Origin of the sequence: Methylibium sp. (assembly GCF_031393925.1) — a bacterium.
Taxonomy (GTDB): Bacteria; Pseudomonadota; Gammaproteobacteria; order Burkholderiales; family Burkholderiaceae_C; genus Methylibium.
In genome coordinates this window covers 1-11,257 of record NZ_JANMWL010000041.1, presented here as the reverse complement: position 1 = coordinate 11,257, position 11,257 = coordinate 1, and the positions used below count along the sequence as shown (strand labels likewise).

At 68.6% G+C, this 11,257-nt stretch carries 11 protein-coding genes and 2 tRNA genes; 5 read left to right on the top strand and 8 right to left on the bottom strand.

All coding sequences use genetic code 11. The features are described from left to right. Positions 1-263 precede the first annotated feature (263 nt). From RMO12_RS02940 to RMO12_RS02910, 7 genes are all read right to left on the bottom strand, one after another. A tRNA-Lys gene (locus RMO12_RS02940) sits at positions 264-339 on the bottom strand. A 30-nt stretch (positions 340-369) separates the two neighbouring features. After that, positions 370-445 (bottom strand) — tRNA-Lys (locus RMO12_RS02935). Between the two features lie 41 nt (positions 446-486). Further along, positions 487-1,263, bottom strand: a complete 777-nt coding sequence (locus tag RMO12_RS02930; RefSeq protein ID WP_309638137.1) for a tRNA threonylcarbamoyladenosine dehydratase — start codon at positions 1,261-1,263, stop codon at positions 487-489. A gap of 5 nt (positions 1,264-1,268) precedes the next feature. Beyond that, positions 1,269-2,015, bottom strand: a complete 747-nt coding sequence (gene ybgF / locus RMO12_RS02925; protein WP_405029605.1) for a tol-pal system protein YbgF — start codon at positions 2,013-2,015, stop codon at positions 1,269-1,271. 70 nt (positions 2,016-2,085) lie between these two features. Next, the gene (pal, locus tag RMO12_RS02920) at positions 2,086-2,628 is read right to left on the bottom strand and encodes a peptidoglycan-associated lipoprotein Pal (protein WP_309625336.1); all 543 of its coding nucleotides are present in this window, start codon (positions 2,626-2,628) and stop codon (positions 2,086-2,088) included. Positions 2,629-2,683: 55 nt separating this feature from the next. After that, positions 2,684-3,982: a Tol-Pal system beta propeller repeat protein TolB gene (tolB, locus tag RMO12_RS02915; protein ID WP_309638135.1), complete on the bottom strand. Its 1,299-nt coding sequence runs from the start codon at positions 3,980-3,982 to the stop codon at positions 2,684-2,686. Further along, positions 3,979-4,758 carry a glycosyltransferase family 2 protein gene (locus RMO12_RS02910; protein ID WP_309638134.1) on the bottom strand — a complete coding sequence of 260 codons (780 nt, stop codon included), beginning with the start codon at positions 4,756-4,758 and terminating at the stop codon, positions 3,979-3,981. Before RMO12_RS02910 ends, tolB begins: the two co-directional genes overlap by 4 nt. A 145-nt stretch (positions 4,759-4,903) precedes the next feature. On the opposite strand from RMO12_RS02910, the gene msbA reads away from it, so the two are divergent. Genes msbA through RMO12_RS02885 form a run of 5 tightly spaced genes read left to right on the top strand, consistent with a single transcriptional unit; the run spans position 4,904 to position 9,772 of the window. Further along, positions 4,904-6,640 carry a lipid A export permease/ATP-binding protein MsbA gene (gene msbA / locus RMO12_RS02905; protein ID WP_309638133.1) on the top strand — a complete coding sequence of 579 codons (1,737 nt, stop codon included), beginning with the start codon at positions 4,904-4,906 and terminating at the stop codon, positions 6,638-6,640. Positions 6,641-6,650: 10 nt separating this feature from the next. Next, a complete protein-coding gene (locus tag RMO12_RS02900) occupies positions 6,651-7,238 on the top strand; it encodes a peroxidase-related enzyme (RefSeq protein WP_309638132.1) in 588 nt (195 codons plus the stop codon). Continuing rightward, positions 7,235-8,068: a glycosyltransferase family 2 protein gene (locus RMO12_RS02895; protein ID WP_309638131.1), complete on the top strand. Its 834-nt coding sequence runs from the start codon at positions 7,235-7,237 to the stop codon at positions 8,066-8,068. The genes RMO12_RS02900 and RMO12_RS02895 overlap by 4 nt, the downstream gene beginning before the upstream one ends. Continuing rightward, the gene (locus RMO12_RS02890) at positions 8,044-8,757 is read left to right on the top strand and encodes a methyltransferase domain-containing protein (protein WP_309624113.1); all 714 of its coding nucleotides are present in this window, start codon (positions 8,044-8,046) and stop codon (positions 8,755-8,757) included. The genes RMO12_RS02895 and RMO12_RS02890 overlap by 25 nt, the downstream gene beginning before the upstream one ends. A 19-nt stretch (positions 8,758-8,776) precedes the next feature. Further along, the gene (locus RMO12_RS02885; protein WP_309638130.1) at positions 8,777-9,772 is read left to right on the top strand and encodes a glycosyltransferase; all 996 of its coding nucleotides are present in this window, start codon (positions 8,777-8,779) and stop codon (positions 9,770-9,772) included. Here RMO12_RS02885 and RMO12_RS02880 read toward each other — a convergent pair. Further along, positions 9,746-10,849, bottom strand: coding sequence for a glycosyltransferase family 9 protein (locus tag RMO12_RS02880; protein ID WP_309638129.1), 1,104 nt, complete (start codon positions 10,847-10,849; stop codon positions 9,746-9,748). The genes RMO12_RS02885 and RMO12_RS02880 overlap by 27 nt on opposite strands. Positions 10,850-11,257 lie beyond the last annotated feature (408 nt).

Sequence of the window (11,257 nt, the reverse complement as noted above, 5' to 3'; positions counted from 1 at the left end):
TCGCAACCTTGACCTCGAGCCACGCACGATTCATTTCACTCTTCCAGGGTTGGTTGTTTGATCAGGACCGAAGCGCCTTGGGCTGCCCCGGGGGCGCCCCGAACCCATGAACCCCTGGCTCAATATTGGATCGGCACGCTGGCTCAGATATAGATCGGCGCCGACAAGCGCAATCATCGAGCTATGGCGAGTCGTATGGTGACCACTTCGGCCCAAAAACGAAAAAGGCTAGCAGGTACTCACCTGCTAGCCTTTACGTTTTCTGGTGGGCCCTGAGTGACTCGAACACTCGACCTACGGATTAAGAGTCCGCTGCTCTACCAACTGAGCTAAGAGCCCGAGAACACTTCTCGGTGGAGACGTTTTTGGTGGTGGGTTGTGCGTGACTCGAACACGCGACCTACGGATTAAAAGTCCGCTGCTCTACCGACTGAGCTAACAACCCGCCGTAGAGCCGCGCATTATAGCCATGCAAAAACCGCTGCCTCAAGCCGTGAACGGGCCGCTCGCCAGGCGTTCCAGCACCGCCCCGGCGGCCACGAAACCGAAGCTCGCGGTGACGCTCACGCTGGAGCCGTAGCCGTGGCAATTGAGGCTGCCGTCGACCTGGCAACCCGGCTCGGGGCCGCGCACCGGTTCGCGTGAGAACACGCAGCGCACGCCGATCGGGCCTTGACGCGCCGCGCCGTGGTACTGCCGCAGGCGCTGGCGCAGCGCGGCGAGCAAGGGGTCGTGCGTGGCGTCGGCCAGGTCCGCAAGTTCAACCGCTTCGGCGCGCCGCTTGCCGCCCGCAGCGCCCACGGCCACCAGCGGCACGCCGCTCGCGATGGCCCAGGCAGCGAGCACGGCCTTGGCGCGCACCTGGTCGCAAGCGTCGATGACGGCGTCCACCGGCTGGACCAACAAGCCCGGCCAGTTGTCGGCCTCGACGAATGCCTCCACGGGATGCACCGCGCAGCCGGGGTGGATGAGTGCAATGCGTTCTCGCAGCGCTTGCACCTTGGCCTGCCCGAGCGTGCTGTCGAGCGCCTGCACCTGGCGGTTGATGTTGGACTCACTGACATGGTCGGCATCGATCAGCGTGAGCGACGCCACGCCGCTGCGCGCCAGGGCCTCGGCGGCCCACGAACCGACACCACCAACGCCGACCACTGCGACGCGGGCACCGCGCAGCCGCGCATAACCGTCTTCGCCGTAAAGCCTGCGCAGCCCGCCGAAGCGGCGCTCCAGGTCGGCGTCCAGGTCAGCGTCGAGCGGCGCCAGCGCGCTCACTTCAGCGCGGCGATGCGCTCGCGCCCGGCCTGCGCGGCCTCGCTCTTGGGGTAGGCCTTGATCAGCTCGTCGAGCGTGCGACGCGCCGCCTTCGGGTCTTTCAGCTCGACCTGACAGTTGGCGATCGACAGCAGCGCTTCGGCCGCGCGCGGGTGTTCGGGCGCAATGCTCACCAGCGAGCGAAACGAGGTGATCGCCTCTTTGTACTCACGCTTGCCGTATTGCGCGTTGGCCAGCCAATACAGCGCCGCAGTCGAGTAGCCGCTGTTCGGGTAGCGGCGCTGGAAGGCGGTGAAAGCGCCCACGGCGCCAGCAAAGTCGCCCTGGCGCAGCACGCCGACGGCTTCACCGTACAGACGCGTCTCGTCAGGCTCGGCGAGAAAATCCTTGCCGTCGAGCTGCACCTTCTGCGGCTCCATCTTGCGCAGCCGCTCGTCGATGCCCTGCTGCACGTCTTTTTGCTTGCGCTGCAGTTCGGCCACGTCGCGCTGGAGCTGCTCATCCAGGCCGCGCTGCTTGGCCATGTCGGCACGCAGTTGCTCGATGGTGGTGTTGAGGTCGAGCAGGCTGCGCCGCAGCTGGTTGATCTGCTCGCCCTGCTCGGCGTCGCGCGCCTTGGAGGCCTGCTCGGCCTGGTCGATGCGCGCGCGCATGTCGAGGATGGCCTTGCGCGCCTCGGCGTCGTCGAACAGCCCGGCCTCGGCCGTGCCCGCTGCCAGCAAGGCCAGCGACGCGATGACCATGCGCCAGCCGGTGCGCGCCGGGGCGATGCCGTGGGTGGCGTGACCAATGGTGCGCACGCGCGGGCTCATTTCAGCGGTCACGCAGTTCGGCACGGCGGTTCTTGGCCCATGCCGCCTCGTCGCTGCCGGTGGCCGCCGGGCGCTCCTTGCCGTAGCTCACCGACTCGACCTGCGCGTCCTGCACGCCCAGCAAGGTGAGCGACTTGGCCACGGCCTCGGCGCGCTTCTGGCCCAGCGCCAGGTTGTATTCGCGCCCGCCACGCTCGTCGGTGTGACCCTCGACAACGACGCGCTTCTTGCGGTCGGTGGAAAGCTGCTTGGAGTAGCCGTCGACGATCGGGCGGTATTCGTCCTTGACGACGAAGCTGTCGAAGTCGAAGTAGACGACCTTGCCGAGCGTGTTGGCGGCATTGGCCGACAGGTCGACATTGCCCACCTGCGACTGGCTGGTGCCGCTGGTCGCACCCCCCGCACCCGCACCGGCGCCGCCGGCATTGGGATTGCGCGTCTCGACCGGCGGTTCGTCGAGCTTCACCGGTGAGGAACATCCAGCCAGCGCAAGCGCGGCCAAAACGGCCAGCGCCTGGGCGTGGCGGTACATCGTTGCAGTCATCGTCGTCTCCTTTGATCGAATCGGTTTACAAAAAAATCACTGAACCCCTGAACGCCTAGCGTCCGTAGGGGCCCCAGACCGGCTCGCGCACATCGGCCTGGGTCGACACCAGGCGCGCCTTGATGCGGCCGTCGACCGTGGTCGTCATCAGCACGTCGCGGCCGGCGTCGCGGGTGGCATAGATGACGAGGCGGCCGTTGGGCGCGAAGCTCGGGCTTTCGTCGTCCTTGGTGTCGCTCACCGCGCGGGCGACGCCACTGGCCAGGTCCATCACATTGACCCGATAGCCGCCGCTGTCGCGCGCGATGTAGGCCATCGAGCGGCCGTCGGGGCTCAGCGCCGGGCTGATGTTGTAGTTGCCGCCGAAGCTCACGCGCTCGGCGTTGCCGCCGGTGGCCGGCATGCGGTAGATCTGCGGGCTGCCGCCGCGGTCACTGACGAAGTAGATCTGACGGCCATCGGGCGACCAGGTCGCCTCGGTGTCGATGGCGCTGCTGTTGGTGAGGCGCTTGAGGCCCTCGCCGTCGCGGTTCATCACGAACAGCTGCGAGCCGCCGTCGCGGCTGAGCGTCATGGCGAGCTGGCGACCGTCGGGCGACCACGCCGGCGCGCTGTTGGAGCCGCGAAAGCTGGCCACCACGCGGCGCTTGCCCGTGGCGACGTCCTGCACATGGACCACCGCCTTGCGGGCCTCGAAGGACACGTAGGCCAGCTCGCGCCCGTCGGGTGACCAGGCCGGCGAAATGATCGGCTCGGGACTCGCCAGCGCCGACTGGCCACCCTCGCCGTCGGCGTCGGTCACCCACAGCGTGTAGCGACCACCGGCCTTCGTGACGTAGGCGATGCGGGTGGAAAACACGCCCTTCTCGCCGGTCAGCTTTTCATACACGGCGTCGGCGATCTGGTGGGCCACGAGGCGCAGGTCGGCGGCAGGCACGGCGTAACTCTGGCCGCCGAGGTCGCGGCCCTTGACCACGTCCCAGAGGCGATAGCGCACGTCAAAGCGCCCATCGGCCAAGCGCGCGACAGAGCCGCCCACCAGCGCGTCGGCGCTGCGGCTGCGCCAGTCGGACATGGCGGGCTGCGCGGTTTCGTCGAGCGCAATGCCGGCGGTGTCGAGGCCGCGGAACAGGCCGCTGCGCTCGAGGTCGGCGCGCACGATCTGGCTCACCGGTTGCGCGGCCTTTTCTTCGTCGCGGAACTTGACGATGCCGATCGGCACCTGGGTCGCGCCCACCCCCGAGATCTCGACGCGAAACTGCGCCAGTGCGGTTGGCAGCGCAGCGGCCAGCGGCAAAGCGATCAGGCCGCGGCGCAGCACCGAGGGGCGCTCAGGGGAGGCAATGGGCTTCATGCGGCTGGCGATGGGGCGGTGGGCGCGGCCGGCGGGCGGCCGAGCAGCCAGAGTTTGAGGTAGCGGTAGTAGGTGCCTTCGGCAATGCTCAGGGCAACCACGAAACCCATGCGGCCATCAAGGAAGCCGCGCTTGAGGACGTAGGAGCGCAAGAACGCCCACAGGCCATGCCCGAGCGCCTTGCCGAGGCCGCCAGAATGGCCGGCGCGGTGACGGTCGAGCGCGCGGCCGCTGGAATAGCGATTCATCTTGTCGAGGCAGGACTCGAGGGTGGGCATGCTGTCGTGCAGGAGGTGGCCGCTCAGGTGGCCGACGGGCCCCGGCGCATGTACATGCTCGTGGACCAGGTCGTCGGTGAAGCGCGCTTCGCCGCGGCGGAACAGCCGCAGCACCGGATCAGGATACCAGTCGCCATGGCGCATGAAGGTGCCGCAGAACGACGAAAGTCGTGACACCGTGTAGGCGCGCGGCCCGTCGGCATCGACTATCGCGGCACGCAATTGCGCCGCCAGTTCGGGGGTGACGCGCTCGTCGGCGTCGATGCTGAAGACCCAGTCGCCGGTGGCGGCGTCCAGCGCGCGGTTTTTCTGCGCCCCGAAGCCGGGCCAGTCGGCGGCGACGATCACCTTGGCGCCACGCGCCGCAGCGATGTCGCGCGTGCCATCGGTGCTGCCCGCATCCACCACCACCCATTCGTCGGCGAACGCCAGCGACGCCAGGCAGGCGCCAACGTGCGGCGCTTCATTGCGGGTGATCAGAATGACGGACAGGGACATCGGCTCGGTTCGGGCGGGGTCGGTGGTCACCGCGCTGCGGCGCATTGTAGGTAGCCCCAGCCAGCCCCTGCGGCCAGCACCGAGGGGCGTGCAGCGCGCCGGCATAATCTCGGCGCCGCGGCCCGCGCGGCGCCCCCTGCATGGCATGTCCAACCCCGCCGGCGCCCGCTTCGAGCGGTTGCGCGAAATCCTTCCCTACTTCGGCGACACCCGGTTGGCTTTCGTTGCCGCCGCCATCGGTGCGGCCATCGGCGCCGCCACGGAGACCGGGTTCGCATGGATGATGCGCCCGCTCATCGACAAGGGCTTCGCACCCGACGGCTTTGCGCTGTGGCTGGTGCCGGTGGCGATCATCGGCCTGTTCATCGTGCGTGGGCTGGCCGGCTTCGTCGTCAATTACGCACTCGCCTGGGCCGCCAACCAGGGCACGATCCGCATGCGCGCCGCGATGTTCGCGCGCCTGCTCGGCTCGCACCCGACCTTGATGGCGCAGCAAACGTCGAGCAGTCTCATCAACACCGTGGTCTACGAGCTGCAAGGCGGCGCCACGCTGCTGGTCGGCGTCGTGCAGACGCTGCTCAAGGACAGTCTCACCGTCGCGGCCCTGCTCGGCTACCTGCTGTGGGTCAACTGGCGCTTGACGATCTTTATCGCGGTGCTGTTCCCGGCCGTGGCCTTCACCATGCGTGTGTTCGGCAAGCGCATGCACCAGCTCACCTTGGCCGGCCAACAAGCCACCGACGAGCTGGCCTACGTGGTCGAAGAGAACGTGCTCGCGTGGCGACTGGTGCGGCTGCACAACGCCGGCGGCATGCAATCCGAGCGCTTCGGGCGCGCCAGCGACGCGCTGCGCCAGCTGATGATGAAGGCCACCGTGGCGGCCTCCGTCGTCACGCCCATCACGCAGCTGCTCGCCGCCTGTGCGCTGTCGGCGGTGATCGCTGCAGCGCTGTGGCAGAGCCGCGAAACGGGCGGCACCATCGGCAGCTTCGTGTCCTACGTCATCGCGATGCTGGCGCTCATCACGCCGCTCAAACACCTGTCGGACGTGGCCGGCCCCGTCACGCGCGGCTTTGCCGCCGTGCAGCGCGGCCTCGCACTCGCGCACCGCGCGCCGCTCGAAACCGGCGGCGCCCACGACCCCGGCCGCGCCGCGGGCGTACTCACCTTGCGCGGCGTCTCGCTGCGCTATCGCGACGACCACGCAGCCGCGCTCTCGGCCCTCGATCTCGACGTGGCGGCAGGCCAGACCTTGGCGCTCGTCGGCCCGTCCGGGGCGGGCAAGTCGACGCTCGTCAACTTGCTGCCGCGCTTCCTCGACCCGACCGAAGGGGAGATTTGTCTCGACGGCGTGCCGCTCGCGCATTGGAACCTGCGCGCACTGCGCGAGCAGTTCGCGCTGGTGAGCCAGGACGTGGTGCTGTTCAACGACAGCGTCGCCGCCAACGTGAGCTTCGGCGACAGCTGCGATCGCGCTCGCGTCATCGCCGCGCTGGAAGGGGCCAACCTGCTGGAGTTCGTGCAAGCGCTGCCGCAGGGCATCGACTCGCTCATCGGCCACAACGGCAGCCAGCTCTCCGGCGGCCAGCGCCAGCGACTGGCGATCGCACGCGCCATCTACAAGAACGCGCCCATCCTGCTGCTCGACGAGGCAACGTCGGCGCTCGACAGCGAGAGCGAACGGCTGGTGCAGTCGGCGCTCGAGCGCTTGATGGTCGGGCGTACATCGATCGTCATCGCGCACCGGCTGTCCACCGTGGAGGCCGCCGACCGCGTGGTCGTGCTCGATCGCGGGCGCATCGTCGAGCAGGGAACGCACGCCGAACTGCTGGCGTGCAACGGACTGTTCGCGCGCCTGCATGCGCTGCAGTTTCAAACTTGAAGAGGCCCGCATGAACGTCCCACCGATCAGCCGCTACTCGGTCCCGGCCCTGGCCGACCTGCCCGACGACCTGCGCGAAAAGATCGTCGCCGTGCAGGACAAGGCCGGCTTCGTGCCCAACATTTTTCTCGCGCTCGCGCACCGGCCCGACGAATTTCGCGCCTTCTTCGCCTACCACGACGCGCTGCTGCTGCGCGCATCGAGCCTCACCAAGGGCGAGAAGGAAATGATCATCGTCGCCACCTCGGGCGTGAACCGCTGCCTGTACTGCGTGGTCGCGCATGGCGCGATCCTGCGCGTGGTCGAGAAGAAGCCGCTGCTGGCCGACCAGCTGGCCACCAACCCGGCGAAGGCCGACCTCACGCCGCGCCAGCACGCGATGATCGACTTCGCGCTGAAGGTATGCAGCGAGGCGCAGGACGTGGGCGAGGCCGACTTCACCGCGCTGCGCGAACACGGCTTCAACGATGAAGACATCTGGGACATCGGCGCCATCACCGCGCTGTTCGCGCTGTCCAACCGCATGGCCAACCTGATCTCGCTGCGACCGAATGACGAGTTCTTCCTGCTCGGCCGCGTGCCGAAGACGAAGGCGTGAGCCCGTCAATGCGCTATCGCGTCGTCATTCCGGTGCTCGACCAGCTGCACTACACCGCGCAATGCGTCGACAGCCTGCTGGCCAGCGGCACGCCGCTCGAGGCGCTGCTGGTGATCGACAACGGCAGTCGCGACGACACGCCGCAATGGTTGGCCGCGCGACCGGCGCTGACGAGCGTGCGCAATCGCGTGAACCTCGGCTGCGGCGGCGCCTGGACGCAGGGCGCGCTGCTGGCGGCCGACGCGGACTGGGTCGTGCTGCTCAACAACGACGTGCTGGTCGGGCCGGCGGCGATGGAGCGCATGCTCGACGCCGCCGACCGGCACGGCATCGACGTGGTGAGCCCTGCGCTGGTGGAAGGCGCGCTCGACTACGATTTCGCGGCGCACGCGGCGGAGTTTGCGGGCCGTCTGAACGGGGCGGTTCGCCGCGGCTGGTTTCACGGCGTGTGCTTCGCGGTGCGGCGCTCCGTCTTCGAAACCGTCGGCTTCCCCGACACCGACCGCCAGCTCGGCGGGCGCGAGGATGTCGAGTACCTGGTGCGCTGCCTGCGCCACGGCGTGAAGGTTGGCACCGTCGGCGACGCGCTGCTGCATCACTTCGGATCGATCACGCAGAAAGCGCTCAAGCTCGAGACCGGCCAGGCCGATCTCGGCGACCGCCAGCACTTCTACGCCAGGCTCGGCATGGGGTGGTGGGCGCGCAAGCGCTTCAAGGCCGAGCGCAATCGCCGCGCGCGCGCCTGGGTGCAGGGCGAGCAGCAGCGCTACGGCTGGTCGATGCACATGCACCGCGAGGAGGGGAAATGGACGCACGCGCGCTACCTGTGACGGACGCGGCCCTGCCCGACGCCCACCTCGACCTCGGTTGCGGCAAACGGCCGCGCAACCCGTACCGGCGCAAGCGGCTGTGCGGCGTGGACATCCGGGCGGTCGGCTCGAGCGAGGACTTCGAGTTCCGCGCGGCCAACGTGACGCTCGACCCGATACCGTACGGCGACGACGAGTTCGGCTCGATCTCCGCATTCGACTTCGTCGAGCATGTGCCGCGCATCCTGACCACGCCCGACGGGCGCGCCACGGTGTTCCCGTTCATCCGGCTCATGAACGAAGTCTGGCGTGTGCTGGCGCCGGGCGGCCGCTTCTACGCACTCACGCCGGCCTACCCGCACCCCGAGGCGTTCCAGGATCCGACGCACGTCAACATCATCACCGACCGCACGCACGAATACTTCTGCGGTGACAACCCGCTCGGGCGCATGTACGGCTTCCACGGCAGCTTCGTGGCGCGACGCACCGGCTGGGTCCGCCTCGAAACGTCGTTCGACGCGACCGCTACCGCCACAGGGGCACCGCCGAGCGCGTTGCTGCGCCTGCACGCTCCGGTGCACAAGCGCCTGGCGCGCGGCGTGCGCGACGCGCTGCGGCGACTGCGCGGACGCCAGCAACCGCCCGACGCCGCGCCGGGTCGCCTGATGTACTTTCTGTGGGAGCTCGAGGCCGTCAAGCCGGCGCGCTGAATCGACTTCACGAGCATCCATGACCGCACCCGCTTCATCCAAACCGCGCGTCAGCCTGGTGCTGCTTTGCTACAACCAGCAGAGCATGGTCCGCCACGCCGCCGAAAGCGTGCTGGCGCAAGACTGCGAGCCGCTCGAGATCGTGCTGTCGGACGATGCGTCCACCGATGGCAGCTACCCCATCCTGCAACGACTGGCGCGCGAATACCGCGGCCCGCACCGCGTCTCGGCGCGACGCAACGAGCGCAACGTCGGCATCGGCGCGCACTACAACCAGTTGCTTGGAGCCACGTCGGGCGCCCTCCTCATCACCGCCGCGGGCGACGATTTCTCGGTGCCGCAGCGTGCGCGCCGCTTGATCGAGGCGTGGGACGCGACCGGCGGCCGCGCCGACCTGGTGTCCAGCCATGTGATCGATCTCGACCATGACGGCGTGCTGCACGAGGTGATGCGCGTTGACGACCTGGCGCCCTACCGCGACGTGCCTCATTGGCTGGCCGAGCGGCCCTACATCATCGGCGCCGGCCACGCCTTCACGCGCCGCATGATGGAGCGCTTCGGCCCGCTGGGGCCGGAGGTGTTCTACGAAGACCAGATCATGGTGTTTCGCGCCATCGCGGGCGGTGGCGCCGTCACCGTCGACGAAGCCCTGGTGCACTACCGCCGCGGCGGAACCTCGCGCCGCCCGCGTTTCGATTCATCGCAGCACATGGCCTGGTGGACCGAGCGGCAGCGCGGCCGCGAGCTGGCCGAAATGGAGCAGCTGATCCAGGACTCGACGCTGGCCGGTTGCGACGCGCCGGTGCGCGCCGTGATGGAAGGCCCGCTGAAGAAGGATCGCTACCTGCGCCGGTTGCGCCGCTCGACCACCCAGAGCGAGCGCTGGGCGGCCTTTCGAGCGGCCGCGCCGCTGGCGACGTGGTGGCGCTTGCGCAAGATGCTGCACGCCGCATTTCCGCACACGACCGTGATCCTCAAGCGCGGCCTGTCAGTCTTTCACCGGCGACAACACTGAGCGCGCATGCGCGAGCACGCGCTGCGGCGAGATGCCTTGGAGGCAGTCGCTGCGGCTGTTCAGATGGTTCTCGCATCCGGCGCGGCTGCAGGGTACGCAGTCGTTGGGGCCCTGCAGGAGGATGACGCGGCCGGCGCGCTGAGTGCGCTCCGACGTGCGCACCGCGTACGGCTGCGCGGCCGACGCGCCCTGCGGCCACGGACCCCACAGCTGCGGGTTGGTGGGACCGAACAGCGTGATCACCGGCAGCTCGCAGGCGGCCGCCAGATGCGTGATCGAGGTGTCGGGGCCGATGTACAGGCAGGCGCGTCCCAGCAGCGTCGTGAGCTGCGCCAGCGACAGGCGCCCGCTGGCGTCGACGAGCTCGGGCTCCGCGCCGAGATCGCGCATCGCAGCCACCTGCTCGCGGTCGCTCGCCTCCTTGCCCCCCGTCATCACGACCTGCAGGCCGTCGGCGAGCAGGCCGGCGATCAGCTCGCGGTAGTGGGGCAGCGGCCACTGCTTGTAGCGCCACATCGAGGGCACGTGCACGACCACCGCCCGCGGCCGCAGGGCGGCGTCGAGATCGGCGGGCAAGGCAGCGCCTGCGGGCGGCGTCACCGACACGTTCTGTGGCCGCTGCTCGATCCAGGGATCGAGCAGGCCGAACTTTTCCATCACGACGTGCGTGTCCTCGCCATTGACCACCGCCGCATGGTCGAGCAGCAGGCGCTTCCACCAGCCCAGCGACGCGTTGCCAGGCACCAGGCCGGCACGCACCCGCGCGGCGACCCAGCCGTAGAGGTGCGCCCGATCGCTGCGCTGCGTGATCAGCGCGAGGTCGTAGCGACGCCACAGGCGCCGGATGAGCGCGAGCGAGCGCCACCAGCCGCTGCCCGGCTCCACCTCGATGCGCTCACCGATGTCGGGGTTGCCCTCGAGCATGCCGAGCGTGCCGGCAAAGCCCAGCACGTCGATGCGCGCGGCGGGCCAACGCTGCCTGGCGGCGTGGATCAGCGGCGTGGTCAGCAACACGTCGCCGATCTGGCGCGTGCAGATCACCAGGATGCGTTTGAAGTCGTCGTCGCGGTGGTTCACGCTTGGCAATGCTCACGTTGGGGACGGCACGAGCGGCAGCAGCGTGTTCAAGAACACCTCGGGCGTCATCATCGAGCAGCGCCCCTGGCCGACCAGCGCCAGCAAGTCGGCGTCACCGGTGAGCAGAGCGTCGTCACTGTGTTGACGATCGCGTCGACATCGCCTTGCTGGAGCAAGTCACCTTGGGTGAGCCTGATCACAACGCGTAGCCCTGAGTGGTGTTGTCCACGATGTCGCGTCAATACGCGTCCGGCAATGCAAGCAATTCCTGCTCCAACCGCCGAACCCCGGCAATCAGATTTTTGAAACTCGCAGATCGATCGTTGGCAACGTCCAAATGTGGGCCGAGCAGTCGCGATCCGCTGACCTTCTGATACGTCCTTTGGGTCAGTTTCGCCAGCTCGCGAC

What these genes read in the sequence shown, in the direction of transcription:
- ybgF (WP_405029605.1), bottom strand. Translation starts at nt 2,015, where the DNA reads ATGGTCATCGCGTCGCTGGCCTTGCTGGCAGCGGGCACGGCCGAGGCC.
- pal (WP_309625336.1), bottom strand. Translation starts at nt 2,628, where the DNA reads ATGACTGCAACGATGTACCGCCACGCCCAGGCGCTGGCCGTTTTGGCC.
- tolB (WP_309638135.1), bottom strand. Translation starts at nt 3,982, where the DNA reads ATGAAGCCCATTGCCTCCCCTGAGCGCCCCTCGGTGCTGCGCCGCGGC.
- RMO12_RS02910 (WP_309638134.1), bottom strand. Translation starts at nt 4,758, where the DNA reads ATGTCCCTGTCCGTCATTCTGATCACCCGCAATGAAGCGCCGCACGTT.
- msbA (WP_309638133.1), top strand. Translation starts at nt 4,904, where the DNA reads ATGTCCAACCCCGCCGGCGCCCGCTTCGAGCGGTTGCGCGAAATCCTT.
- RMO12_RS02900 (WP_309638132.1), top strand. Translation starts at nt 6,651, where the DNA reads ATGAACGTCCCACCGATCAGCCGCTACTCGGTCCCGGCCCTGGCCGAC.
- RMO12_RS02890 (WP_309624113.1), top strand. Translation starts at nt 8,044, where the DNA reads ATGGACGCACGCGCGCTACCTGTGACGGACGCGGCCCTGCCCGACGCC.
- RMO12_RS02885 (WP_309638130.1), top strand. Translation starts at nt 8,777, where the DNA reads ATGACCGCACCCGCTTCATCCAAACCGCGCGTCAGCCTGGTGCTGCTT.